At 70.0% G+C, this 26560-nt stretch carries 20 protein-coding genes; 4 read left to right on the top strand and 16 right to left on the bottom strand.

The features are described from left to right. Position 1: 1 nt before the first annotated feature. From rpsC to rpsJ, 8 genes are read right to left on the bottom strand one after another with little or no spacing between them, the layout of a single operon-like run. Positions 2-799, bottom strand: a complete 798-nt coding sequence (gene rpsC, locus NF4_RS14380; RefSeq protein WP_063127856.1) for a 30S ribosomal protein S3 — start codon at positions 797-799, stop codon at positions 2-4. Then, positions 800-1198: a 50S ribosomal protein L22 gene (gene rplV, locus NF4_RS14375; RefSeq protein ID WP_030522694.1), complete on the bottom strand. Its 399-nt coding sequence runs from the start codon at positions 1196-1198 to the stop codon at positions 800-802. It abuts the gene before it with no gap. Next, complete coding sequence (gene rpsS / locus NF4_RS14370; protein ID WP_030522695.1) at positions 1195-1476, bottom strand: 30S ribosomal protein S19; 282 nt, start codon at positions 1474-1476, stop codon at positions 1195-1197. Before rpsS ends, rplV begins: the two co-directional genes overlap by 4 nt. Before the next feature lie 14 nt (positions 1477-1490). Further along, on the bottom strand, positions 1491-2327 hold the full coding sequence (gene rplB / locus NF4_RS14365; RefSeq protein ID WP_063127855.1) for a 50S ribosomal protein L2: 837 nt from the start codon (positions 2325-2327) through the stop codon (positions 1491-1493). 33 nt (positions 2328-2360) lie between these two features. After that, positions 2361-2666: a 50S ribosomal protein L23 gene (gene rplW, locus NF4_RS14360; protein WP_030522697.1), complete on the bottom strand. Its 306-nt coding sequence runs from the start codon at positions 2664-2666 to the stop codon at positions 2361-2363. Beyond that, a complete protein-coding gene (gene rplD / locus NF4_RS14355) occupies positions 2663-3337 on the bottom strand; it encodes a 50S ribosomal protein L4 (RefSeq protein ID WP_030522698.1) in 675 nt (224 codons plus the stop codon). The genes rplW and rplD overlap by 4 nt, the downstream gene beginning before the upstream one ends. Continuing rightward, complete coding sequence (rplC, locus tag NF4_RS14350; protein ID WP_030522699.1) at positions 3334-3999, bottom strand: 50S ribosomal protein L3; 666 nt, start codon at positions 3997-3999, stop codon at positions 3334-3336. Before rplC ends, rplD begins: the two co-directional genes overlap by 4 nt. 14 nt (positions 4000-4013) lie before the next feature. Further along, on the bottom strand, positions 4014-4319 hold the full coding sequence (rpsJ, locus tag NF4_RS14345; protein WP_003938093.1) for a 30S ribosomal protein S10: 306 nt from the start codon (positions 4317-4319) through the stop codon (positions 4014-4016). A 463-nt stretch (positions 4320-4782) separates the two neighbouring features. On the opposite strand from rpsJ, the gene NF4_RS14340 reads away from it, so the two are divergent. Together NF4_RS14340 and NF4_RS14335 are read left to right on the top strand one after the other, a co-directional pair. Next, positions 4783-5262: a hotdog fold domain-containing protein gene (locus tag NF4_RS14340; protein WP_063127854.1), complete on the top strand. Its 480-nt coding sequence runs from the start codon at positions 4783-4785 to the stop codon at positions 5260-5262. A 42-nt stretch (positions 5263-5304) separates the two neighbouring features. Next, positions 5305-6507, top strand: a complete 1203-nt coding sequence (locus tag NF4_RS14335; RefSeq protein ID WP_063127954.1) for a lycopene cyclase family protein — start codon at positions 5305-5307, stop codon at positions 6505-6507. Positions 6508-6517: 10 nt separating this feature from the next. Here the strand turns inward: NF4_RS14335 and NF4_RS14330 are convergent, their stop codons facing one another. The 3 genes from NF4_RS14330 to NF4_RS14320 are packed head-to-tail and all read right to left on the bottom strand — an operon-like array spanning position 6518 to position 9323. Then, positions 6518-7390, bottom strand: a complete 873-nt coding sequence (locus NF4_RS14330) for an ABC transporter permease (protein WP_063127853.1) — start codon at positions 7388-7390, stop codon at positions 6518-6520. Next, complete coding sequence (locus tag NF4_RS14325) at positions 7387-8202, bottom strand: ABC transporter permease (protein WP_063127852.1); 816 nt, start codon at positions 8200-8202, stop codon at positions 7387-7389. The genes NF4_RS14330 and NF4_RS14325 overlap by 4 nt, the downstream gene beginning before the upstream one ends. Beyond that, positions 8199-9323, bottom strand: coding sequence for an ATP-binding cassette domain-containing protein (locus NF4_RS14320; RefSeq protein WP_084533125.1), 1125 nt, complete (start codon positions 9321-9323; stop codon positions 8199-8201). The genes NF4_RS14325 and NF4_RS14320 overlap by 4 nt, the downstream gene beginning before the upstream one ends. 266 nt (positions 9324-9589) lie before the next feature. Between NF4_RS14320 and NF4_RS14315 the strand changes: the two genes are divergently transcribed. After that, a complete protein-coding gene (locus tag NF4_RS14315; protein WP_084533124.1) occupies positions 9590-11107 on the top strand; it encodes an aldehyde dehydrogenase family protein in 1518 nt (505 codons plus the stop codon). A gap of 138 nt (positions 11108-11245) precedes the next feature. Here the strand turns inward: NF4_RS14315 and NF4_RS14310 are convergent, their stop codons facing one another. From NF4_RS14310 to NF4_RS14300, 3 genes are all read right to left on the bottom strand, one after another. Next, positions 11246-11968, bottom strand: a complete 723-nt coding sequence (locus NF4_RS14310) for a MerR family transcriptional regulator (RefSeq protein WP_063127851.1) — start codon at positions 11966-11968, stop codon at positions 11246-11248. A gap of 30 nt (positions 11969-11998) precedes the next feature. Continuing rightward, positions 11999-13378: a serine hydrolase domain-containing protein gene (locus NF4_RS14305; protein ID WP_063127850.1), complete on the bottom strand. Its 1380-nt coding sequence runs from the start codon at positions 13376-13378 to the stop codon at positions 11999-12001. A gap of 150 nt (positions 13379-13528) precedes the next feature. Beyond that, entirely contained in the window at positions 13529-14770 is a 1242-nt protein-coding gene (locus NF4_RS14300; RefSeq protein WP_084533132.1) for a TetR/AcrR family transcriptional regulator, read from the bottom strand. 134 nt (positions 14771-14904) lie between these two features. Here NF4_RS14300 and NF4_RS14295 point away from each other — a divergent pair, with 134 nt between their 5' ends. Then, the gene (locus tag NF4_RS14295; protein WP_063127849.1) at positions 14905-15714 is read left to right on the top strand and encodes an enoyl-CoA hydratase-related protein; all 810 of its coding nucleotides are present in this window, start codon (positions 14905-14907) and stop codon (positions 15712-15714) included. A 72-nt stretch (positions 15715-15786) separates the two neighbouring features. On the opposite strand, the gene NF4_RS14290 is transcribed toward NF4_RS14295, so the two are convergent. Beyond that, a complete protein-coding gene (locus NF4_RS14290) occupies positions 15787-16809 on the bottom strand; it encodes an alpha/beta hydrolase (RefSeq protein ID WP_063127848.1) in 1023 nt (340 codons plus the stop codon). A gap of 296 nt (positions 16810-17105) precedes the next feature. Continuing rightward, a complete protein-coding gene (locus NF4_RS14285; protein WP_084533123.1) occupies positions 17106-26315 on the bottom strand; it encodes an AMP-binding protein in 9210 nt (3069 codons plus the stop codon). Between the last annotated feature and the right edge of the window lie 245 nt (positions 26316-26560).

The raw sequence follows: 26560 nt of genomic DNA, 5'->3' as shown, positions 1-26560 counted from the left end.
GTCAGCCCTCCTGCTTTTCTGCCGGGGGCTCGGCCACCGCGGTAGCGGCGCGCCCGGCCTCGGTGCTGGTCGCGGTGGTGCCGGAGGAACCGGAACGACGCGGGCGGCTCGGACGCTCCCGGCGCGGGCGATCCCCGGCCGGCGCGCTCGGGGCAGCCAGCTCACGCTTGCCGCCGACGATATCGCCCTTGTAGATCCAGACCTTGACACCGATACGACCGAAGGTGGTCTTGGCCTCGTAGAGGCCGTAATCGATATCGGCACGCAGGGTGTGCAGCGGGACGCGGCCTTCGCGGTAGAACTCCGAGCGCGACATCTCGGCGCCACCGAGGCGGCCCGAGCACTGCACACGGATGCCCTTGACGTTCGGCGAACGCATGGCCGACTGGATGGCCTTGCGCATCGCGCGACGGAACGCCACACGGTTGGACAGCTGCTCGGCCACACCCTGGGCGACCAGCTGCGCATCCGACTCGGGGTTCTTGACCTCGAGGATGTTCAGCTGGACCTGCTTGCCGGTGAGCTTCTCCAGCTCGGCGCGGATGCGGTCGGCTTCGGCGCCGCGGCGGCCGATGACGATGCCCGGACGCGCGGTGTGGATATCGACGCGGACCCGGTCACGGGTGCGCTCGATCTCCACCTTGGAGATACCGGCCCGTTCCATGCCGGTACCCAGCAGCTTCCGGATGGCGACGTCTTCCTTGACGTAGTCCGAGTACTGCTTGTCGGCGTACCAACGGGACTTCCAGTCGGTGGTGATTCCGAGGCGGAAGCCGTGGGGGTTGATCTTCTGTCCCATTTACTTTGCCCCTCCCTTCCGGCGGCCACGAGTGCCACCGGCGGTGGGGACGCTCTCGACCTCGATGGTGATGTGGCTGGTGCGCTTGCGGATCCGGAACGCGCGGCCCTGGGCCCGCGGCTGGAACCGCTTCATGGTCGCGCCCTCGTCGACATACGCCGTCGAGATGACCAGGGTGTCGGGGTTGAGGCCGAGGTTGTTCTCGGCGTTCGCCGCGGCACTGGCCACGACCTTGGCGACCGGCTCGCTGGCGGCCTGCGGGGCGAACCGGAGCAGGTCGAGCGCGTCGGAGACACGCTTGCCGCGAACGAGGTCCACGACTCGGCGGGCCTTCATCGGGGTCACGCGCACGTGCTTGGCGGTCGCGCGCGCAGTCGGATTCTGAGTTTCTGTGCTCATCGCCGCTTGCTCTTCCGATCTTCCTTGACGTGGCTGCGGAACGTCCTCGTCGGCGCGAACTCACCGAGCTTGTGCCCGACCATGTTCTCCGAGACGAACACCGGCACGTGCTTGCGGCCGTCGTGGACGGCGAAGGTGTGACCGATGAAATCGGGGGTGATGGTCGAACGACGCGACCAGGTCTTGATGACCTGCTTGGTGCCCTTGTCGTTCTGCACGTCCACCTTCGCCTGGAGGTGGTCGTCGACGAACGGGCCCTTCTTGAGGCTGCGTGGCATTTCTTACCTCCTCCTTAGCGCTTCTTGCCGGTGCGACGGCGACGGACGATGAGCTTGTCGCTCGGACGGTTCGGCTTACGGGTACGGCCTTCCGGCTGACCCCAGGGCGAGACCGGGTGGCGACCACCGGAGGTCTTGCCCTCACCACCACCGTGCGGGTGGTCGACCGGGTTCATGACCACACCACGGACCGTGGGGCGGCGACCCTTCCAGCGCATACGACCGGCCTTGCCCCAGTTGATGTTCGACTGTTCGGCATTGCCGACCTCGCCGACGGTGGCGCGGCAGCGCACGTCGACGCGGCGGATCTCGCCGGAGGGCATACGCAGCGTGGCGTAGGGGCCTTCCTTACCCAGCAGCTGGATGCTGGCACCGGCCGAGCGGGCCATCTTGGCACCGCCGCCGGGACGCAGCTCCACCGCGTGGATGGTGGTACCGGTCGGGATGTTGCGCAGCGGCAGGTTGTTGCCGGGCTTGATATCCGCGGTCGGACCGGACTCGATCTTCGTGCCCTGCGTGATGCCCTTGGGCGCGATGATGTAGCGCTTCTCGCCGTCCAGGTAGTGCAGCAGCGCGATATTGGCGGTGCGGTTGGGGTCGTACTCGATATGAGCGACCTTGGCCGGCACGCCGTCCTTGTCCAGCCGGCGGAAGTCGATCAGCCGGTAGGCGCGCTTGTGACCGCCACCGCGATGCCGGGTGGTGATCCGGCCGTGGCCGTTACGGCCACCGCTCTTGGTCAGCGGGCGGACGAGCGACTTCTCGGGGGTCGACCGGGTGATCTCGGCGAAGTCCGAGACGGACGACCCGCGGCGGCCCGGGGTAGTCGGCTTGTACTTACGGATTGCCATGAGTTCTTCTCTGCTTTCTGGACTCCCCGCCGCCTACGCGACCGGGCCTCCGAAGATCTCGATGGGCTTGCTGTCGGCCGAGATGGTCACGAGCGCGCGCTTGGTGTCCTTGCGCTTGCCGTAACCGAAGCGGGTCCGCTTGCGCTTGCCCTGACGGTTGGCGGTGTTGACGCTGGTGACCTTCACCCCGAAGACCTTCTCGACCGCGATCTTGATCTGGGTCTTGTTGGAGTCCGGGTGCACGATGAAGGTGTAGGTGCCCTCCTCGATCAGACCGTAGGACTTCTCCGAGATGACCGGCGCCAGCAGGATGTCGCGCGGATCGGCGATGGTGCTCACTTGCTCTCCTCCTGTGCAGCCTCAGCCGGGCCGTGCACGAAGGCGTTGAGCGCCTCGACGCTGAACACGACTTCGTCGCTGTCCAGCACGTCGTAGGTGTTCAGCTGGTCCGGTGCGATGGTGTGCACGTATTCCAGGTTGCGGGCACTCTTCCAGGCGTTGACGTCCTCACGGCCGACGACCAGGAGGAACTTCTTGCGATCCGAGATCTCGGACAGGAAGGTCTTCGCGGTCTTGGTCGAGGGGTCCTGGCCGGCGACGAGCTCGCTGATCACGTGGATCCGCTCGTTGCGCGCCCGATCCGACAGCGCGCCACGCAGGGCGGCCTGGATCATCTTCTTCGGGGTGCGCTGGCTGTAGTCGCGCGGCTTGGGACCGTGCACGGTGCCACCACCGGCGAACTGCGGCGCGCGGGTCGAACCCTGGCGGGCGCGGCCGGTGCCCTTCTGGCGGTACGGCTTCTTACCACCGCCGCGGACCTCGCCGCGGGTCTTGGTGGAATGCGTGCCCTGGCGGGCGGCGGCCTGCTGGGCCACGACCACCTGGTGCATCAGCGCGATGTTCGCGGTGACATCGAAGATCTCGGCGGGGAGATCGACGGTGCCGTTGGTCTTGCCACCGAGTTCCTTGACCGGCAGCGTCAGGTTTGCCTTCTTCTCGAGGCTGGTCATGCGTGCGCACCACCCTTCACGGCGCTCTTGACGATCACGACGCCGCCCTTGCGACCCGGGATCGCACCCTTGATCAGCAGCAGGCCGTTCTCGGCGTCCACCTTGTGAACCGACAGGTTCTGCGTGGTGACGCGGTCGTTACCCATGCGGCCCGACATGCGCATGCCCTTGAACACGCGGCCGGGGGTGGCGCAGCCACCGATGGAACCCGGGCGCCGGTGCACGGCCTGCGCACCGTGGGAGGCGCCCTGGCCACGGAAGCCGTGGCGCTTCATGGTGCCGGCGAAACCCTTGCCCTTGCTGGTGCCGGTGACGTCGACGTAGGTGCCCTCTTCGAACGCGGCGGCCGAGATCTCCTGGCCGACCTCGAAGGTGGAGGCATCCGCGATGCGGATCTCCGCGACATGGCGACGCGGGGTGACACCGGCCTTGGCGAACTGGCCGGATTCCGGCTTGTTCACCTTGCGGGGGTCGATGGCACCGAAGGCGACCTGCACGGCGCTGTAGCCGTCGCGCTCGACGGTGCGGATCTGGGTGACCACGTTCGGTCCGGCCTTGACGACGGTGACCGGGACGACCCGGTTCTTGTCGTCGAACACCTGGGTCATGCCCAGTTTGGTGCCCAGGATGCCGGCCGCGGGCCTGCTCTTGTTGTCAGTCATGTCTCGAGTCCCCGTCACTGGATATTGACGTCGACGCTGGCCGGCAGGTCGATGCGCATGAGCGCGTCCACCGTCTTCGGCGTCGGGTCGAGGATGTCGATCAGCCGCTTGTGCGTACGCATCTCGAAGTGCTCGCGCGAGTCCTTGTACTTGTGCGGCGAACGGATGACGCAGTACACGTTCTTCTCGGTCGGCAACGGCACCGGCCCGACGACCCGGGCCCCGGTGCGGGTCACCGTTTCGACGATCTTGCGCGCAGACGCATCGATCGCCTCGTGGTCATAGGCCTTGAGCCTGATGCGGATCTTCTGTCCCGCCACGCTAAGTGTCCTTTTCTCCGCTTTCGTCCGTGATCCGGATACCGGCTACGGCGTCCGTACCACCTTCATTTGCACAGCCCGAACACACGATGACGTCTCAGTGGAGACCACGATCGAGGGCATACCCCGATCCGCGCCGCTGTTCATCTGTCATGGTTCTCCGGTCCACGCGGTCGGGCGTGTCGCCTCTCCGCTCATTCCTCGGCCCCGGAAGAAAACTTCGATCGTGACCTTCGGAACTACGTCCCGGACGTACCCGCATCGGTGAACGATGAGGTACTCGCTGGTTTTGCTCACCCCGCCCGGCCTGGCCGTTTCACGAAAACGACCGCCACCCGGGGCAAGGCAACCCGAACAGTATGCACGAGCCCCCCGAGGCGTTTCAAATCGGGGTCGGCCGAGGTCCGGCACTGCGGCCACCATACCGCGCCGCCGCTATATTACCGATGAGTAAGATAGCGGTATGACGAACGAGACCGGTACCTACCGCGGCTGGCGCAAACTGCCGGACAATCCCTTCGGCCACGGCCTGTTCTCCCTCTCGATGGTGGCCCGGGTGCCGTACTTCGCCACGGTGCTGCCCCGGGTGGTCCGGCTCGAACCCGGCCGCTGCGAGGTCAAAGCCCCCAAATGGTTCGGCGTGCACAACCATCTCGGCACCTTCCACGCCATCGCCGCCTGCAACCTCGCGGAAATCGCGATGGGCATGTTGAGCGAGGCCACGGTCCCCACCACCCACCGCTGGATCCCCAAGGCGATGCAGGTCCAGTACCTGACCAAAGCCACCACCGGCCTGCGTGCGGTCGCGGAACTGACGGAGGTCCCGGATTTCACCGCGATCACCGAGGGCCGAGACCTCACGGTGCCGGTCTCGATCTACGACAAGACCGGCAGAGAAGTCGTCCACGCCGACATCACCACCTGGGTCACCCCGAAGAACTGAGCTGTGTTGCCCTGCCTTTCTCCACCCCGTTGAATGCACTACATGGCAGACAGCGTGGTCCGTGAGTTCGATATCTGTGTGGTCGGGCTCGGCCCGGCCGGGCGGGCGCTGGCCAACCGGGCCGTCGTGGCCGGTCTTCGGGTCGCCGCCGTCGATCCCCGCCCGGATCGCCTGTGGCCGCCGACTTTCTCCTGCTGGATCGACGAGCTCCCGGACTGGTTGCCGCACAGCGTGATCGCGAGCCGGATTCCGGCACCGGTGGTCTGGACGACCTCCGAGATCAAGATCGAGCGGCCCTACTGCGTACTGTCCAAGCCGCTGCTGCGCGACGCGCTATCACTCGACGACGCCCAGGTGTACGCGGGGCGGGCGACCCGGGTGGACGCGCACGAGGTCGAGCTGGCCGACGGCACGGTGATCCGCGCGGCGGTGGTGGTGGATGCGCGCGGGATGCCGCCGCTCGGCGACCGGCGCGCGGCCAGCGCGCACGGCATCTTCGTGAACGCCGAAACCGCGGCGCCGATGGTCGGCGCGGGTGAGGGCCTGCTGCTGGACTGGCGGCCGGAGAACGGTGCCGGACCCGACGAGCCGCCGTCGTTCCTGTATTCGGTGCCCCTCGGCGACGGCACCGTGATCTTCGAGGAGACCAGCCTCGGGCTGCGCGGCGGGATGCCCCAGCACGAGCTGCGCAGACGTACCCTCGCGCGGCTGGCCGCGCACGGTATCGAACTGACCGGTGCGGAGCCGAGCGAGGCCGCGCACTATCCGCTGGACACCCCGCCTCCGAAGAACGGGGTGGGAAAGGTGGTGCCCTACGGGTCGCGCGGCGGGATGATGCACCCCTGCACCGGCTACAGCGTCGCCGATTCGTTCGCGCTGGCCGATACCGCGGTCACCGCGATCCTGGCCGGCGAGGACCCGATCGCCGCGCTGTGGCCGTGGCGGGCCCGGCTCACCTACTGGATGCGGATGCGCGGCCTGTGGGGGTTGGGCCGGTTGACCACCGAGCAGTCGATCGCCATGTTCGATTCCTTTTTCTCCGCCTCGCCGCGGGGACAGCGTGCCCTTCTCTCGGCCCACGACGATTACGCGGCGCTGGGGGCGGTGCTGTTCAACACCGTCTCGCACACCTGGCCGTTCCGCTGGCGCTACGACCTGGTCGGCTGGACCAACCGCGACCGCTGGGTCGACTACCCGTTCGCACCGGCCACTTCCGGGACGCGGTCGTCGGAATCCCGGAAGTAGCCGGCCGCGATCAGCCGCTGCGCTCGGCGGATTTGCGGTAGCCGCGGACCGCGGGATAGCCGAACACCAGGATGGCGCCGACCACCCACAGCAGGGTGTCGATGAGCGGTTCGGCGACCGGACCGCCGAAGGACAGCCCCTTCATCGCTTCGATGGCGCAGCTCATCGGCTGATTCTCCACCGTCGACCGCAGCCAGCTCGGGTAGGCGAACACCGGGACGAAACCGGAATTGAAGAACAGCAGCAGGTTCATGAAGATCGCGACCAGCTGGACCAGCAGCGGGCCCTCGGTGGAGGCCGCGAGCGCGGTGATGAAGACGGCGAACGCGAGCCCGAACAGGATCGGGATCCCCATGAGCCCGAGTGCGGCCCACGGCCCCTGGTCGAAGCGGAATCCGAGGGCGAAACCGACGGCGATGATGATGACCGTGGTGAGCGAGATCCGGATCACCTCGGCGAACAGCCTGCCGGTCAGGCCCGCCGCGCGATGGATCGGCATGGTCCAGAACCGGCCCAGCAGCCCGGTGGCCTTCTCGACCTTGAAGCCCAGCGCGCTGACCACCGCGCCCGTCATCGCCGCGACGAGGGTGATCATCGGGACGGTGCCGTAGATGGCGGGCTTACCGGTGAAACCGGAGATGGAATCGTCGAGCACGATCCAGAACATCACCAGGGTCAGCGCCGGGTACACGATCGTCTGGATGGTGGTGGCCGGATCGCGCAGCCAGGCCGTCAGCAGTCGTTTGCACTGGATGGAACTGTGCACCGCCCAGACCACCAGCGATCGCTCGGACCGCGGCTCGACCCGGGGCAGTTCGAGCGCGGCGATATGGACCGGCAACTCTTCGGTTCCGGTCGCCGTGGGTCCTTCGATAACGCTCATGATCGCCTCACACTCGCCCAGACAGCGAACGGGGTGAACACCGCCGCCGCACCGACCAGCCAGAACACTCCCACTCGCAGTACCTCCCAGGTCACCCCGTCACCAGCCATATCGCGCAGTGCGTAGGAGAACTGGGTGATCGGCTGATTGCGCACGAACGGCCGCACCCATTCGGGGAAACCGGTCTCGGGCACGAAACCGCACGACATCATGCCGAAGATCAGCGTGGGCAGGGTGAGCGCCTGGCTCAGCGAGGCGGGGCTCTTGGTCAGGCTGCCCAGCCCGTCCGCGCCGACCGCCAGCACGGTCCCGACGGCGATCGCGAAAACACAGAATCCGATGGTCTGACCCCAGCCGGCGGTGAACTCGAACCCGATGAGGTGGCCGTAGATCAGGGCCGCGGCCAACGATACGACCGAGCGGAACAGCCCGGCCGCGATCCGCGAACCCAGCGGCACCAACATGCCGATCGGCATGGTCTGCAACCGGGTGCTGAACCCGGTGAGCGCCTCGACGGCGGCCAGTTGCGCATTGGACATCATGGTGAACGCCATGGTCTGCAGCACCACGATCGGCATGACGAACTGCGCGTAGTCGATGCCCTGGAACTGCATCACATAGCGCAGCGGGAGATAGAAACCGAGAGTGAAGACCAGCGGCATCACGATCGCGGCGATCATTTCGCCTTTGGTGACCATGGTCCGGACGACGCGTCCGGTCAACGCCCGCCACTGCGCGAACATGGACACCCGCGGCCGTGGGAGGTCACCGAACAGGTCGGGGCGGGAAACCGCGGAAGCGCTCGTGCTCATGCCGTGCCACCCGGCCGGTCGGTACCACCCGAGTGCCCGGTGATGGACAGGAACACATCGTCGAGGGAGGGACGGCGCAGCCCGATATCGGCCAGGGTGATGCCGGCGGCGTCCAACCGGCGCAGCGCCTCGGCCAGCGTCGCGGCACCGTCGGGCGCCGGGATGGAGAGGCGTTCGGATCCGGCGAGGTCGGCGGCGACGGCCGGCGGAACCAGGTCCCCCAGCGCGGTGGCGGCCCGGGCCACCTGGGTCGGGTCCAGCGGGACGATCTCGCAGTAGCTGCCGCCGGTCTTCTCCTTGAGTTCGTCGGCGGTGCCCTCCGCGATCACCGTGCCCTTGTCGATCACGATGATGTTGTCCGAGAGGACATCGGCTTCTTCCAGGTACTGGGTGGTGAGCAGCACGGTGATGCCCTGCTCTTTCAGCGCGCTCACCAGATCCCAGACACCTTGCCGGCTGCGTGGGTCGAGACCGGTGGTCGGTTCGTCGAGGAACACCACTTCGGGCCGGACCACCAGACCGCAGGCGATATCGACCCGCCGCCGCATCCCGCCGGAGTACTGGCGGACCGGGCGGCGTCCGGAAGCGACCAGGTCGAATTCTTCGAGCAACGCGTCCGCGCGCTTACGCGCCGCCGATTTGCTCAAGCCCATCAGCCGCCCGAAAAGTTCCAGGTTCTCCCGGCCCGAGAGGTTTTCGTCGAGGGCGGCGTACTGGCCGGTCATCATGATCGAGCGGCGCACCGCGGCCGGATCCTTGCGGATATCGTGACCGGCCACCACCGCGCTCCCGGAGTCGGGACGCAGCAGGGTGGACAGGATTTTCACGGTGGTGGTCTTGCCCGCGCCGTTGGGCCCCAGGATGCCGAGCACGGTGCCGCGGGCGGCCGAGAAGCTCACCCCGCGCAATGCGTGCACTTGATCGAAGGATTTGGTGATGCCCTCGACGCGGACGGCGTCCGCCCAGGCAGGCCCCGCGCCGTTGGGGCGAGGTGCGAGCGCCGGCGCGGCACGGCCGTTCCCGTACTCCGATGTCTCGGCGGCGGGGGTGTGGGAATGCACCGATCGAAGCGGTGGGGCATTCTCGCCGGCGGGTGTCACGGCTTCGTTCGAAATCGGCATCAACTCTCCACTATCGGCCAGATCGGCGGGCGGGGTGACCGGCGCATCGGTACCCCCTGGATGATCCCTGGCGCCGGGCGCGATGTTACCGGCTGAGGAATCGGGCGCCGGAGCGCCGCCCTTACCCCATACCGGGTCGAACAAAATGTGCCTTTGCTCACAGCGACGTCGCGGCCGGTCGTCCACCCTGGTCGGCGGCGCAGGGACAGTCCATGGGCAGTGCTCGTACCTTGTCGGCGCTACGCCACCACCATAATCTGAGTGCCATGGCCGATACCGCGCAGCCCGAGGTGGCGGCGCGTTCGGGAGGACCCGGCCGACCGAGCGTGCTCACATCCCACGACCCCCGCACCGGCGAGGTGGTGGGCAGTTATGCCGTTGCCGGCCCCAGCGAACTCGAACGCGCGGTCCATGCCGCGCGCACGGTCGAGGACTGGTGGTCGACAGCGGGTTTCGGAACTCGCAAACGACTCCTGCTGGAGTGGAAACGAGTTATCGCGCGCCGGGCCGCGCAACTGGTGGAGATCCTGCGCGAGGAAACCGGCAAACCCGAGGCCGACGCGGCGATCGAAGTCATGCTCGCCGTGGAGAATCTGGACTGGGCGGCGCGCAATGCCGGTCGCGCGCTGAGCCGGAAACCGCTGGCCTCCAACTGGCTCACCCGCAATCAGCGGGCGTCGGTCGGCTATCTGCCGCTGGGCGTGATCGGCGTCCTCGGCCCCTGGCAGAACCCGGTTTTCACGCCGATGGGTTCGATCGCCTACGCCATGGCCGCGGGCAACGCGGTGGTTTTCAAACCGCACGCGGTGACCAGCGGCACCGGCCTGTGGCTGGCCGAGACCTGGCGTGAGGTCGCCCCCGACAGGCCCGTTCTGGCGGCGGTCACCGGCGACGATTCGACCGCGGCCGCACTGTGCCGTGCCGGGGTCGACAAGATCGCGTACGCGGGGCCGGAAGCCGAAGGCCGCGAAGTGATCTCGTTGTGCGCCCAGACCATGACCCCGGTGGTGGTCGAGAACTCCGGCAAGGGCGCGATGATCGTGCACGTCGACGCGAAGCTCGACGACGCCGCCGATGCCGCGGTGTTCGGGGCCATGGCCAATGCGGGCCAGAACGCGACCGGCGTCCAGCGGGCCTATGTCGCGGCCTCGGTCTACGACCAGTTCCTCGCGCTGGTGGTCGCGCGGGCCCGCGCCCTGAAGCCCGGCGCGGACCGGCGGTCGTCCTACGGGCCGATGATCCTGGAATCGCAGACCGAGGTGGTGCGCAAACAGGTCCGTGACGCCCTGGCGCGCGGCGGACGCGCGGTGGTCGGCGGCCTGGATTCCATCCGCGAGCCCTACGTCGAGCCCATCGTGCTGGCCGATGTACCGGAGGAGAGTGTCGCCATCACCGAGGAGGGCATCGGCCCGGTCCTCATCGTGAACAAGGTGCGCGATCTGGACGACGCAGTGGACCGGATCAACGATGCCGGCCGCGGTATCGCGGTCTCGGTGTTCACCCGCGATATCGCCGAGGTCGAGGTCTACGCCGAACGGCTACGGGTCGGGGTGGTGACGGTCAATACCGCCACCACCTACGCCAGTATCCCGGCGTTGCCCTTCGGCGGGATCGGCGAATACGGGCAGGGGCACAGCCACGGCGTACACGGGCTCCGCGAATTCAGCCGGACCCTGTCCATCGCCCGCAACCGGTACGGAGAACCGCTGGGCCTGTCCAGCTTCCACCGCAATGTGCGGCGACTGCGGTTGGCGCGCACGCTGTTCCGTTTCCGCCACGGCTGACCGACGGCTTCCGGGCCGTGTCCGGGTCGGCCGGGCGGCGCCCGACCGGTCGAGGAGAACGGTGTCGCCGTCGTGGTAATCGACGTGTCCGGCGGACGGGCCGTCGGACTCCGTCGCCGCACCGCGGTAGCCCGCCTTTCACCCGTCGCGCGCCAGAGAGGCGAGCCGATCCCATGCGGGCGAGGTGCTGCCGACCGACCCGGCCACCAGTCGGAGCAGCTCCGTATCCAGAGCGGGGATCGTACGGCCCGGCTCGCCGTCCCGGCTCGCCAGCCAGCGCGCGGTACGCCTCGCCAGGTCCGGCAGCCGCGGGTCGCCGGGCGACCAGTCGAACGCGGCATCGTGCTCGAGATACAGGGCGCCGAAATCGGGATCGTCGAGGGCATCCAGCTTGTCGGCGACCCAGTCCGCCGCCTGCGCCGGCGCCACCGAATGCAGCAGGATCCAGATATCGCGCTCCATCCGCACGGCGCGTTCGCTCACGCCCAACTGTCGCAGCCGATCGAGGTACCCGGCGACCTCCGCCGAGACGAAAAGCCGGTCGCCCCTGCCCAGTTGGGTGAGCCGGGCCCGGGTGCGCCGGATCTCCGCAGCGCGTTCGGCGAGCCCGGCATCGATCTCGGTCAGCGCCGCCGCGAACTCGCCGGGACCGGCGGCCAGCAACTCCTTGATACGCGCCAGCGGTACTCCCGCCTGCGCCAGCGTCCTGATCCTGACCAGTTCGACGGCATCCTCGGCGCGGTAGCGCCGATAGCCGGAGGAGTCGCGCGGCGGTTCGGGAAGCAGGCCGCGTTCGTGGTAGACGCGCACGGCCTTGGTCGTCACGCCCGCGTACCGCGCGAGCTGTCCGATGGTGATCACGGTTGTTCCCTTCCGACGCGATCCGCTCCGTCACCGGGCTCGGCCGAAGAACCGGCCGGCGAGGTCGATGCCCACCACGGCACCGGACTCGTCCCGGGTGAAGTACCCGCGCTGTCCGACCAGGCCACCGGCCGTCACGATGTACTCGTCGGCGTCACCGGGCAGCAGGCCGAGGGCCGCGGGCGGCAGGTCGGGCGGTAGTTCGGTATCCGCGGCCGCCCGGACCTCGGGTTTGATGGCGCAGCCGATCGTCAGCGCCGCGCCGTCGGTTTCCAGCGTCAGCCGCATCATCTCGTTCTCGTAGGTCCCGGTGATCTCGGCTGCCCGCGCCGGGGCGTAGGGCAGCGGTTCCGGGTCGTGTTCTACCAGCCCGAGAAAGTGCTCCAGCGCCCACCGCACCGCCGCACGATCGAACTCGAGGCCCGCGTCCGGCCCCGCATTGGACATCACGGCCACGGCGAAGTCCCGCTCCGGCACGAGCAGCAGCTCGGCGAACTGCCCGTTGCCCGATCCGCCGTGCCCGATGGTCGCGACACCGTCGACCTCGCGCAGGAACCAGCAGGTGCCGAACGCCTCACCCAGTGTGCTGCCGCGTAGTTCCACCGTCTGCTCCCGCATCCGGTGCAGCCGGTCGGCGGTGATGATCCGGTCGCCGCCGGCCGTCCGGCCGTCACCGAGATGGAAGCGCGCCCAGCGGAGCAGATCGCCGACCGAGGACACCAGCCCGCCGCCGGGATTGTTGGCACGGCTGTCCTTCCACTGCGCGGCCACCGAGAGATCGCCGTTGTCCCCGGTGTTGTGGCCGACCGCGAACCGCCGGGTCATCACCTCGTTGTGCAGGTAGCCGCTGTGCGTCAGACCGAGGGGCGCGAGCAGCAGGGTCGCGACGGCCCGCTCGAAGGTCTGCCCGGTGACGTTCTCGATGATCCGGCCCGCCAGGTTGAAGCCGGCTTGGCTGTAGGACGCCCGAGTGCCCGGTTCGCCGACCAGCGGCGCCGCCGCGAGCAGTCGCGCGTGCCGGGCCAGGGCATCCTCGCCTTCCCCGGTATCGGCACTCAGCTTCCACTCCAATCCGGCGGTGTGGTTGAGCAGTTGCGCCACGGTGACCGCACGCGCCGCGACACCCGGCCCCGCGAATTCCGGCACATACCGCCGCACCGGCGCATCCAGCTCCACCAGCCCCTGATCTACGAGTCGCAGCAGCGCGGTCGCGGTGAACGTCTTGCTGACCGATCCGATGACGAATCCGGTGTCGCGATCCACCGGAAGCGGGTTGTCCACACTGGTCACCCCGTGGCAGGCGAAGTACTCCCGGCCCGCCGTCGAGACCCCCACCGCGACCCCCGGCACCCCCAGCTCGGTCGCCGCTGCCGCGACGAATACGGCCAATTCCTGTTCCATTTCGCTCATGGAATGATGCTCGAACCTTGCCCCAGGGGCAAGGTCAAGCCCTTCCCCTGAATCTCCTCCGCGGGAGCGAGCGGGCACGCGACCCCGGGGAGATGACCGGTGCCGAGTTCGCCACGCCGCGCCTCATGCCACACCCGCGCGCGACGCCGATCATTCCGTCGGAGAACCGAGCATGGCCGCCATCATGAGGGCGTGCACCCGGGCCATGTGCTGAGGCCGGGAATCGAAACGGATCAACCGGCCCACATCGATGACCTGGCCGATCGCCGAATGCACCCGGAAGCGCGCCTCGATCGGATCGCCGTCGAGCAGATTCGCCCATTCGTGCACGTTCTGCCGCTGGATGGCCCGCAGTTTGTGCTGTTCGGCCGGCGGCAGATTCGGGAATTCCGCGTAGTACACCGGCATGATCTCCGGCATGGCGAAACTGAGCCGGACGTAGCGGTCGGCGATCTTGTCCACCGCGTCGGCGCGGCCGCTCGCCTCGGCGAGCGCCTCGGTGATGGCGAAGGCCAGCCGGTCGCCGGTGCGGTGGAAGGCCGCCGCCAGCAGATCGGATTTACTGCTGAAGTACCGGTAGACGCTGGAGGCATTGATACCGACCGCCGCGCCGATCTCCTCGATACTGGCCTCGTGGTAGCCGCGGCGGCCGAAGATCCGGATCGCCTCGGTGAGCAACTGCTCCCGCTTGGAGGTCACCGGCAGACCGCGCGGGGTGTTGTCGGGTTCGCCGGCCCCGGGTGCGGGCGGAAGTTCGGTACGCACGATCGACCAGGCCATATCGTGCAGCAGCGGCAGCAGTTTGGCACTGGACAGAGCCGTCCGATGGGCCGAGATACTGCCGATCACACTGAGCACGGCGGCGGCGAGCAGGGCGATGTCCTCCGGTGGGGCGTCCGGGCGGAGCTGCGCGATCGGCGCGGCCAGCGTGTCGTTGATCCCGTTGTAGAGAGTGCGGATGCGGGCACGGTCGGGCTGCTCCAGATAGCGGCCCTCCCACCGGTACAGACCGGCCTCGCGCCGGATCTCGATGGTGTGCTCGGCGACCGCCCGGATGAGGGCGTCGAGACGTTCGTCCGGCTTCGCTCCCGGCTCGTCCGCGGCCCGGGCGGCCTCGAGCAGTTGCCGGGCGCCTTCCTCCGCGGCGGCGACCAACAGGGCGTATTTATTGGCGAAATGGCGGTACAGTGCGGGGCCGGAGATCCCGACCTCGGCCGCGATCTCGTCCACGCCGACGGGGTAGTAGCCGCGTTCGCTGAAGGCCCGGGCCGCGGCGCGCATGATCTGCACCTTGCGGTCCTTGGGCCGGCGTCGCCCGCCCTGGCCGTTGCCGTTGCCACGGTCGGCCGGACGCACGCGTACCGGGTCCACCCGGCTGCTATCCGCGACCATGCATTCTCCGTTCGCCTCGGCGGCGCCGCCGGTGTTGACAGCGCCCGACAAGTCAACCTAAGTTAACCACAATTCGCAACGTTAACCGCTATTCGCCACCCGGTCGGCACCGGAGGGCTCTCGATGGAGCGCGCATGGTCAACACAGATTCCCCCACCACGCAGCCGGCGGGTTTCTCCGCCGTGCAGGATGGCCGGGTACTGCGGGTCACCCTCACCAAGCCCAAGCGCAAGAATGCGCTCGACTACGACTCGCTGGTCGCCCTGGGTGACACCTTCCTCGCCGCCGCGCAGGACAACGCCGTGCGGGTGGTCGTGCTCACCGGTGACGGGGGCGACTTCTGCACCGGCGCCGACCTGGCCGCCAGCGCCGAAGAGGGCGCCCGCGGCATCACTCCCGACCAGGTGATGGACGCCGCCAACCGGCTCGTCCGCGCCATCGTCGACCTACCGGTACCGGTTATCGTCCGCCTCCGGGGCGCGACCGCCGGCGTCGGGGTCGGTATCGCGCTGGCCGCCGATCTGGTCTACGCCGAAGCCGACTCCTACCTGCTGCTGGCGTTCATCAATATCGGCCTGATGCCCGACGGTGGCGCCGCGGCGCTGGTGGCCGCCGCCGCCGGCCGCCCGCTGGCCGCGCGGATGGCGCTGCTCGGCGAGCGCCTGCCCGCCGCCGCGGCCCGCGCCGAAGGCCTGCTCACGGAGGTCCTGGCCACCACCGAGGAACTGGACGCCGCCGTCGAGGCCGCCGCCGAGAAGATCTCCCACGGCCCGCGGCGCGCGCTCGAACTCACCAAGAAGGCACTCAACCGCGCCACACTCGGCGCTCTGGACTCGGCCCTGGCAGACGAGAAGGCCGGCCAGGTGGAACTGCTGCAGTCCCCCGACTTCTTCGAGGGCGCCGGCGCCATGCTCGGCAAACGCAAAGCGGTCTTCGCGGAGTAGGCACGACCCCGACGACGAACACCCGCCCTGCCGGTGGCAGGGCGGGTGTTTTCGTGAGAAACAGCGGTGGGACTAGAGGCCCAGGCCGCGGGCCAGGACCGGCCAGGAAACCTTGAACTCGTCCTCCCAGTAACCCCACGAGTGGGTACCCGAGTCACGGAAGTTGAAGGTGGCCGGGATACCGAGGGAATCCAGCCGCGTCTTCAGGTTGTGGGTGCAGAAGTTGGTACCCGCCTCGATGACGCCGCCGACCAGGATCTGGTTGGCCAGCCCGTAGGAGCCGGGCAGCGTGTGCGGGCCGTTCAGGGTGTCCCAGCGGCCGGGCAGACCGTTACCGGTGGAGACGTAGAGTTCGAGACCGCGCAGCCCTTCGGCGTGCACATACGGATCGTTCGCGACCCATTCCGGCGAGCCCTGCGGACCCCACATGTTGTCGGTGTTGCCGCCGCCCCACGTGTTCACGGTGAGCTTCACGAACTCCGAACCGACCGGGTCGCTGGTCTGGGCGCAACCGCTGTAGGCGGCGGCCGCCTTGTAGAGACCGGGCTTGGCGATCGGCAGGGCCAGCACGGTGGTGCCCGAGGTGGACAGACCGGCGATGGCGTTCACACCGTTGGTGCCCAGCGCGCCGTCGATCAGCGGCGGGAGCTCTTCGGTGAAGAAGGTCTTCCATTTGTTGCGGCCCAGCGCCGGGTCGTCCTTGATCCAGTCGGTGTAGTAACTCCAGGCGCCACCGATTGGCTGGATCACATTGACGTTCTTGTCGGACAGGAATTCGAGGGTGTTGGTCTGGGCCTGCCAGGACGCCGAGTCCTCACCGCCGCCGGCGCCGTTGAGCAGGTAGAGGGTGGGCCGGGCCACCGAGGCGTCGGCCGGGCGCTGGACGTCGACGACGATGTCCTTGTCCATGGCCACCGAGTTCACGTACAGCCGCAGATGGCGGTCGTCCTTGTACTCGGCCTTGACGATGCGTGACCCGTCGGGCGCGGTGGGGTCGGCGAGCAGCGTCTTGGATTCGATGATCGGATCCGCCCCGGCGGTGCTACCCCCGAGGCCGGTCATCACACCGGTCAGAACTGCCGTGGCCGCGACCATCGCCGCGGCGCGCCTACCGCCACGCCGGGTGAGTCGACGTATCAATTTCGCACCTTCGCTTCGTCTCGAATTTTCATCCGGGCTCTTTCCGCACCGCAACAACCGGCTCCGGGACCCGAACGCCTCACAGTAGCGGGGCATGATTCGTACACCCCGGGGGTTCTGTCCCTGTAGTCGTACCTTGCGGACATATCGTTACCGTAGCGTTGCCCGAATATCTTGTTCCGGGCGACCGGATCGGGAATTCGATAGCGACGCCCGGCCGGCTCGGTGATTCGGGACACCGCGGAGCGGCATCAATCATGCCCGCCCCGCCGGGAACCGCTGATGAGCGACCCGCCGACGCGTTCGACACGCCCGACATATTCCAGCACACCGTCCCGGCGGCGGACCAGGTCCCCCGTCCGGTACAGCCGTTTCCCACCACCGGTGGCGACGAACCTCGAGGCCGTCTCCGCGGCGGCGGCGTAGTAACCCCGGGCCAGCTGCGGGCCGCCGATGTACATCTCGCCGACGGTGCCCGGCGGTACCGGGCGCAACTGCTCGTCCAGGAGATAGACCCGGTCGTTGGTGACCGGCCGCCCGCCGACCGACCCCACGGTGATCACACCCGTCTCGTTGTGGCCGTACCAGATCACCAGTTCCGCGCCGGGCAGCAGCGTGGTGAACCGTTCGACGCCGCCGGGCGGGAGCGCCGCGCCGTCCACGACGACCCGGCGCAGGCTCGGATGCGCGGCGCGGCCACCGCCGTCGGTCACCGAATCGAGGAACCGGTCCAGCAGGGACGGGACCACGTGCACGATCGTCACCTTGTGGGCGGCGATCGAACGGGACAGGTCGGCGGCCCGGCCCGGATGGTCGGGCATCAGGATCTGGGCACCGTGGTGCAACGGCCGGAACAACTCCCACATCGTGATGTCGGTCACAGTCGGCGCGGCGTGCAGCACCAGATCGGACGAATCGTAGGGATGACTGCGCTGCGCCCGCCGCAGTCGCTCGACCAGCTGCCGGTGTGTGCTCATGACACCGGCCGTGCCGCCGGGGACGTACCGGATATCGGCAAGGTCGTCGGCGGCGACGGACGGGAAGGCGGCCGGGTCGGCGGGCAGGTCCAGGTACAGCAGGTCGATGGCGACCACCGAGATACCGGTGCCGGTGGTGACGCCCTCGTCCGAGGTGCTCAGCACACAGATCGGGGCCGCCGTGGCCAGCAACTCGTCGACTTCCGCGGCCGGGCGGCCGGGATCGACCGGCACGTATCCGCCGCCCGCGCGCAGTACCGCGCAGACCGCGACCACCAGGTCGATACCGGGTCGCATGGCCACGGCCACCAGGGTCCGGTCGCCGACGCCGAAACGGATCAGTTCCACGGCCAGCGCCCGGGACTTGCGGTCCAGTTCGCTGTAACTGAGCACCCGCGCCCCCTGCCGCACGGCCGGGACGGTGGGGGTCCGGCTCACCTGTTCGTCGAACAGCGACAGCAGGGTGCTCTGGTCGTCCCGCGCGGCCAGATCGACGATCGGAGACATGTAGGCGGTCGTCTCCACATCGGGGATCGGCCGCAGGAAGGTGGTGGGCTCCGGGTCGGCGGTGAGTTCGGGGTCGGTGGTGAGTTCGGGCCCGGGTGCGGGGGTCGCGGGCTTCGAACGCTTCAGGGTCCAGTCGCGGGGCTCCGACGACGCCGTCTCGTCCCGGAGGGGTTGCGGCCGGCGCCGCGGCAGGGCCGGCGGGAGCTCGACCGGCGCCGATTCCACCTCATCGCGGGGTTCGCGCCGCGGCAGCGCGGCCGGACCCGGGTCGGCCGCGGTTCCGGCAGCGAGGCCGTCCGATTCCGCCGCGGAGCGGGCTCCGCGCTGCGGCAGCGCCGGCGCACTCACCGATTCGGACTCGGCGCCGGCGGGCGTGGGTCGCGTCTCGGCGGCCGGGCCGCGCGCCGGCAGCGGATCCGGTACGAGTCCGCTCTCGGTGGACACGGGCTCGGACGGGGCTACCGCCGAATCGGCGTCGGACTGCGCGCCGCGCAGGGACCGGCGCTGCGGCAACGGCACCGATGCCGGTTCGGACGCCCCGGCCCGTTCCGGTTCCGCGAGCGAGCCGCTGTCGTGCCGCGGTCGGCGCTGGGGCAACCCGGGAGCCGCCGCGGCTTCGGGCGACTCCGTCTCGGTGCCGGGGCGTTCCGGTTGGCCCGCGGATCCCGACCGGCGGCGGGGCAGCGCCGGCGGCGGGGGCTCGACGGCATCCACCGGCTCGGCGACATCTCCGCCGCCGTACCGGGGCCCGCCCTGCGCCGCCGCCGAGGGGTCGGCGGCCTGCTCCGATACCGGCTCACCCGCAGGCCCGTTGTCGTGCCGGGACCGGCGCTGTGGCAGGGCGCCGGTTCGGGCGGCCGGTTCCGGACCGGCGGCGCCGGGGGCGGAATGCGACGGTCCCGGGCGGCGTTGCGGCAGCGAGGCCGGGCCTGGGTCCGCCACCGCCGCGGGGTCCGTATCGGGTCGCGAAGGAGGCTGCGGCAGCGAAACCGAACCCGAATCCACCGTCGCAGCAGAATCCGCATCCGATCGCGAACGGCGCTGCGGCAAAGCGGCCGGTGATGCCGTCGCGGCCGAATCGGTCGGGCTCGCAACGGTTTCGGGCTCCATGGGAGGCGTGGTGTCGCGCTGCGGGGTCGTGGTCGCCTCTGGTTGGGCGGGCGTGCCGGCCGGCCGGCGTTGCGGGAGCCCGGCTCCGGCCGCATCGGCATCCATACCCGGTGCGGCCGTCGCGAGTGTCCCGGCGCCTGGAGTCCGGCGCCGCGGCAGCCCGTCCGGGGCCGGTCCGCCGGCCGTGTCCGGAAGTGGATCGGCGGCGGCCGCGGGTTGCGCGTGACGCCGCGGTAGCGCGCCGCGGCCCGGCTCGGGCGCCGCGGCACCCGGCATGTCGGTGACCGGGCGCAGCAGTGAGGTGACCTCCGAATCCGGTAACGGTTCGGACATATACGCGGGCTGCGGCTCGGATCCGGGCTGCGGCCCGGACACGGGCGCGGGCAAAGGTTCGGGCGCGGGCGCCGGTTCGACGTGCCCGGCATCCGGCCGCAACCCGTGTTCGGCGAGGCCGCCGAGCGCGCGAACCCAGTGCTCGGCGAAGGTTTTCACATCTTCGCCGGCGAAAACGTCGGTCGCGTAGTCGAACCGGCACAGCAGGCCGTCGTCGGTGGCGTCGACGGTCAGCGCCAGCGGAACTCCGTCGGTCGGGCCGTCGGTGTGGACCCGAGCCGGGCGCAGGTCCCGGTAGCGCAGGGTGAGCCGACCGGATTCGGCGGCGGCGAACTCGGCGGTGGTTTCCGGGTTCAGGTGACGCAGCAGCGCGTAGCCGGCGCCGCCGTCGGGTACCGACCGGTACAGGTCACGGATCTGGACCAGCGCGCTTCCCGCGGCGGGCCCACCGACCAGTGCCTCGGTGGTATCGATATCGACGATCCGGACCGACAGCGGGAATTCCGTGGCGAAACCGCCGACGAGATCCTCGGTTCCGTTCGCGAACGACCGGGCGTCGGCCTCACAGCGCACCAGGGACCCGATCGCGCGGGCGACTTTGCCCTGTGCACCGGTGTGCAGGGCGACGGCGACGGCGGTCAGCAGTACCTCGGGCACGGTGGCCCCGTAGACGCCGGCCGCCGCGGTCACCGCGGCGGTGCCCTCGGCGGTGATGGCCAGCGAGACCCGGCGGCGGACCCGGAGATCGGCGGACCCGAGGGGGGCCGCGATCTGCGCGCCGGCCAGGTTGCGCCGCCACCATCCGGACTCGTCCAGTAGTTCGATGGAGCGGGCGCGCGCGTCCAGGGCGTGCACCAGCTGCGGCAGTTTGGTCTCGGGTGCGGCCGCGGGGAGTTCGGCGTCGTCCCAGCCGGCGATCAGCTCGTCGATGATGATCCGCCACGAGCGGTCGTCGACGGCCAGGCCGTTGGCCACCACCACGAGCCGCCGATCCGGTTCGGTACCGGTGACGACAAAATGGATATTGCGGCCGGTCGCGGGGTCGAGCGCGTCGGCCGCCGCCTGCACCACATCGTCGGTGGCCAGGGTGTTCTCACCGGATTCCGGCCCGAGCCACCAGTACTGGCGCTCGCCCCGCTGCTCGCGCGGCGGAATCCACAGGACGGGCGGCCGGTCGCCGGTGCCGAGCCGGGCCGACAGCATCGGATGCCGGGCCATCAGCGACCGCACCGCGGTCTCGGTCCGGCTCAGCGGCCGGTCGGCCGGTAGCTCGAGCACCACCGACCGGACCTCGACACCGGGGACGGGATTGTCCAGCAGCCGGGCGGCGGTGGGGGTCGCGGGCAGTTCACCGGTGGTCTCCGGCGCGGCGCCGGTGAACGAGACCGGCGGGGCATCGGCGGCGGCACCGATCGAGGCGGGTTCGGCCGCCGGCGGTTGCGGTTCCGCCGGTGCGGTCTCCGCGACATCGCTCGCGGCGGTGGGTTCGACGCGCTCGTCCGCGGCCCATGGCCCCGGGTCGGGTGGCAGCGGCGCGATCTCGTCGGGGTCCGGGAGCCCGGTCCGATCGGGTTCGCCGGTGCCGGTCAGCGGGATCTGCTCGACGGCCGCGAAAGCCGACGGCACCAGGGCCACGGGCACGGTCTGCGCGAGCGCGGCGCGGATTCGGGCGAGGTCGGGTTCGGTCCCGGCCTGCTCGGGAACGACGTAGGCGACCAGGCGGGCGCCGGGGCGCGCGGCCGACGATACGGCCGGACCGGTGCCCCGGGTGAGTACCGCGGCGGCGGCGATACCGGGCAGGGCGCGCAGCGCGGCCGCCAGCGCGGCGGGGCGGACCCGGTGGCCGCGGTAACCGAACTGGTCATCGGTACGGCCCACATAGTCGAGTCGCTGTGGGGTGGTGGCGGTGGCGTCGCGCCATCGCACCATGTCACCGGTCCGGTACATGCGCTGGCCGTAACCGAAAGGGTTGGCGACGAACCGGTCCGCGGTGACGCCGCGCCGACCGAGATATCCGCGCGCGAGCTGGTCCCCGGCCAGGTACAGCTCACCGGGCACCCCGGGCGGAACCGGCCGCAGCCGCGAATCCAGCACGTATACCCGGGTGTTCCACTGCGGCAGACCGATAGGCACCGACCGATCCGCCGACCCCGCGGCGGGCCAGGAGGTCGCCGACACCGCGGTTTCGGCCGTCCCGTACAGGTTCTGCGCCCGGGCACCGCAGCGTTCCCGCACGGCCCGGGCCGTTTCCGGTGCCAGCGGACCACCGGTCACGAATACCTCGCGCAGACTGCGTACCGGTCCCGGATCGGCGTACTCGGCGAAGGCGGCGAGTTCGTCGGGACCGAAATCGGTCACCGTCACCGCCCGCGCGGCGATCGTCGCGGCGATACGCTCCGGATCCTGCGCCCCGGCCGGGGCCAGGGCCAGTTCCGCGCCGGCGCGCAGCGGCAGGAAAGTACCCCAGAGCGAGGTGTCGCGGGTCGGCGGATTCTGCTGGAGGTAGACGTCGGTGAAACCCATCGGATACTGGGCGAGCATCAGCGTGATCTGGTTGTTGATCGCGCTGTGCGAGAGCACCGTCAGCTCCGGCCCGTCCGGCGACACCGAGGCGCACAGCAGGTAGGCCGCGTTACCCGGGCGTACCTGCCGGATCAGTTCCTCCGGGCGCACCGGCTCGGCGGAGTGGCGGGCGAGGTCTTCGGTACCGGTCACCAGGATCGGTGGCCGCGGCCCCGTGGTCGTTTCCACCGCCGCCGCCAGCCGCGCTTCGTCGGCCGGGGCCACCAGCAAACAGGCCGGTCCGGCGATATCGATGACCCGCGCGTTCCAGCCGGCCGGATCGTCGGGGTCCAGCGGCAGGCAGGCACCACCGGCGGTCAGTACCGCGTAGATCGCGACCAGCAGCTCGGTGGAGTTCCGCAGCGCCACGCCCACCGGCGTCTCGGTGCCGACTCCGGCCTCGATCAGCCGCCGCGCCAGCCGGTTCACCCGGACGTCGAATTCCTGATAGGTCAGTTCGGCTTCCGCGTCGGCCACCGCCACGGTATCGGGGCGCGTGGCGACGGTGCGGCGATAACCGTCGAGCAGCAGATCCGGGGCGACGGGGTACCGGGTGTCGTTCCAGACCACCAGCAACCGATCGAGGTCGGCCCGGGACAGCAGGTCGATATCACCGACCGGACCGTCCGGATCACCACCGGCAACGGTGAGTACGCGCTGCAACCGGCGCGCGAATTCGGTGACGGTGGCGGGGTCGTACCGGTCGGCGGCGTAGTGCAACGCGGCCGCGATCCCGTCCGGCGAACCGTCGGGCGCGCGGTGCGGGTCGATCACCAGCCGCAACCCGCACTCGGCGGAGGAGTTCGCGATCTCGATCGGCTCGGTGGACAGGCTCGGCATCTCCAGTCGCGGAACATCGTTGTGCCGCAACGAGATCGCCATGTCGAACAGTGGCGCACCGACGCCGATCGCCGCGTCCAGGATCTCGAAAGGCAGATCCGCGTGGGCGAACGCCGCGCGATCGGATTCGGCGACCCGCACGACCAGGTCGAGGAAGGACTCCGCCGGATCGATGCGGGTGCGCAGGACGACGGTGTTGGCGTAGGGGCCGATCGCGTCGTCGAGTTCGCGTTCGTCGTGCCCGCGCACCGAGCTGCCGAGCACGATATCGGTGACGGCGGCCGAACGGGCCAGCAACACCGCGAACGCCGCGCGCACCACGATGAACTCGGAGACCTCACCCCGGCGGGCGATATCGGCGATCCGGCGATGGGTGCGGGTGCCGATCTCGAAACCGTGCACGCCGTAGCCCGTGACGCCGGAACTGCCGGTGGCGGCCGGAATCTCCAGCCGCGGCGGCAACCCCGCCAGGTATTCGCGCCAGAACGCCAGCCGCGCCGCGGCGAGCGATCCCGGATCGGTGCTGTCGCCGAGGACGGCCTGCCGGTTCAGGAAATAGTCCAGATACTGCACCGACAGCGGCTGCCACAGCGGCCGCGACCGGTTGCGCCGGCCCAGGAACGCCCGCAGCAGGTCCCGCAGCAGCAGACCGGCCGACACCTCGTCGGCGAGGATGCGGTGTACGACCACCGCGACCACATGCTCCCGCGGGCCGGTCTCGGCCAGCGCGAACCGCACCGGCACCTGCTCGGGATCGGCGACATCGAAATCGGTCCGCGACAACGCCTGCAGCCACCCGGCCAGTTCGGCGGGCGCGACCGGTTCGGCGACCACCTCCGGTACCGCCCGTTCCCGCGGCAGCACCACCTGATGGGGTGTGCCGCCGACCTCCGGGTAGACGGTGCGCAGCGTTTCGTGCCGGTCGACCACATCGGCGACGGCGGCCTGCATGGCCGCCGCGTCCAGGGTGCCGGTCAGGGTCATCGCGGCGGTGAAGGTATCGGCGCCTTCTTCGGGAGTGAACCGGTTGCGCTCCCACAGGCGCAGCTGCCCCGGCGAGAGCGGAATGGATTCCGGCCGTTGCGCCGCGGCCGGTCGGTCGTCCGATGGCGCAGCCGGTTGCGGCGCCGGAGGTTGCTCCGCACGTAGCGCGGCGTCGGGCCACAGCGGGCTCGGAGCATTGCTGTCCCGGGCGCCGAACGGGAAATCCGAGGCCCCGGACTCCGGGCGGGTGGCGGGTAGCACCGCCGGGCTCGGCCCCCGGTTACCCGGCGCGGCCGCACTGTCCGGCATGTTCTCGTAGAACGCCAGCGCGTCACCGGCCGCCCGGAACGAACTCGCGCGGGAGGGCTGCGCATCGCTCGGCGCCGGCAGTTGCCGGCCGCCGATCGGCCAGCTGTCGGCATCCGGATCCGCCAGGTCGTTCACCTCGGTTCCGGTGGGCGCGGGCTCCGCGGCCCGGGCACCGCGCGCGCCCAGCGGATGTGAGCGGTCGGGCATTTCCAGGTAACCGCGACCGGGCAATTCCATATCACGCCGCTCGGAGGCGAGCCTGCTGTCCTCCCCCGGCAGTCCGCGCGCGGGAGCCGGGTCGGGAGCGTCGGGTTCCTGACGGGCCAGGCCGAAGCCGTATCCGGCGAAGGTGTTCTCCTCGGCCGGCTGCTCGGGTTCGGCGTGCGCAAGGCCGGGCTGCTCGGGCGCAGCCGCGGTTTCCCGGATCGGCAGGCTCTGCTCGAAGTCGGCCGGCGATTCGGGGAGCGCTGCCTCCGGCTCCGCGACGGCCTCGACGATGGCGAGCGGCGGTATCTCCGGGTCACTCGGCCCTGTGACCTCCGAGAGCGCCGGTTGGAATGCCGGTAGTTCGACCCGGCCCATGAATTCCATCTCGCCGTCACCGGTGCGGCGCACCAGGTCACCGGTGCGGAAGAGCCGGGAACCGTCGTCGGCGTACGGGTCGGCGACCAGCAGTTGCGCGGTCCGCCCGGGCCGGCGGTGATAGCCGCGGGCCAGTTGCGGACCGCCGAGATACAGCTCGCCCACCGCACCGTCGGGCACCTGCGCGAGCTGTCCGTCCAGGATATGGGCCGTCACACCGCGGATCGGGGCGCCCACGGTCGGCGCCCGGCCGGGGGTCAGCGCGGTGCTGATGCTGGTCATGATCGTGGCCTCGGCCGGCCCATAACCCTGATACAGCACCCGGGTCGCCCCGCCGGCGACGGGAATCGCCCAGCGTGCCACCGTTTCGGGCAGGCACGGCCGGCGCCCGGCGACCACCACGCCCAATTCGTCGAGCCCCGTCGGATCCATCACCTCCAGCGCTTCCGGCGTCAGGTAGGCATGGGTGACACCGGTGCGGCGCAGCAGTTCGGTCAGTTCGTCCGCCGTGGTCACCAGCGGGGAGACGACCACCATTGTCGCGGCGCCGCCGAGCGCGAGCAGCAGTTCCAGTACCGCCGAATCCGAGGGAAGCGGCGCGAAGTTCAGCGTGCGGTCCTCGGGTTCGACCCGGAAGCGGCCCTGCTGTTCGGAGCACAGACCGGACAGCCCGGCCTGGGTGACCACCACCCCGTCCGGTGCGGCCTCGCCGTCGCTGACGTAGCTGACATAGGCGGGATGCTCGGCCCGCAGCGGGCGGATCCGGTCGGCGTAGGTGACCGGCTCGGAGGAGAACTGCTCCAGCGCGCGGGCGGCGCCGACCGTGTCGACCTGCAACCATTCGATCTCGTCGGGGAGTTCGTTGCGAACCCAGGAGACCGCCAGACCGTAGACGGCACCGACATCGACCAGCAGATGCGCGATCCAGTTCGGCGGATAGGCGGGATCGATCGGCACGAAACCCGCACCCGTTTTGGCCACCGCCCAGACCGCCAGCACCGCGTCCAGCGAACGCGGGATGGCCACGGCCACCAAATCCTCCGGACCGATACCGCGCGCCATGAGCGACCGCGCCAACCGGCTCGACCAGGCATCCAGATCGGCGTAGCTGACCTGCTCCAGCGGGCCGGTGCCGTCGGCGAGGACGAGCGCGGCACCGTCGGGATTGGTCTCGACAGCGTTCGCGATCAGCTGCGGAAGGGTGGTCACGCGGGGCCGCCGGGTTCGGTGGGGCCGGGTCCGGACTGGCCGCGTCATACCGTTTTCGCCCTCCGGAGGTGGTCACACCGCTGACCGACTACCGCATCCATCTGTCCGCCTCGCCTGCCTATCGCACTTCACCGCCGCGCCCTACCGTGCCGCAGCTTGGACAGCAGCCTGCCACAATGCGCCGGTACCCGGTATGGCACCCGGCAGGTTACCGGTCGGGGCCGCGCACAGCTACACCCCGCGGAGCCCGGCCCCGGGTCCGGCCACGGCGGCGCGGCCGGACCCGGCCGCGC

Source organism: Nocardia fusca NBRC 14340, assembly GCF_001618425.1.
Lineage (GTDB): Bacteria > Actinomycetota > Actinomycetes > Mycobacteriales > Mycobacteriaceae > Nocardia > Nocardia fusca.
The sequence above is the reverse complement of the archived record's forward strand: the minus strand, read 5'-3'. Positions and strand labels throughout refer to the sequence as shown.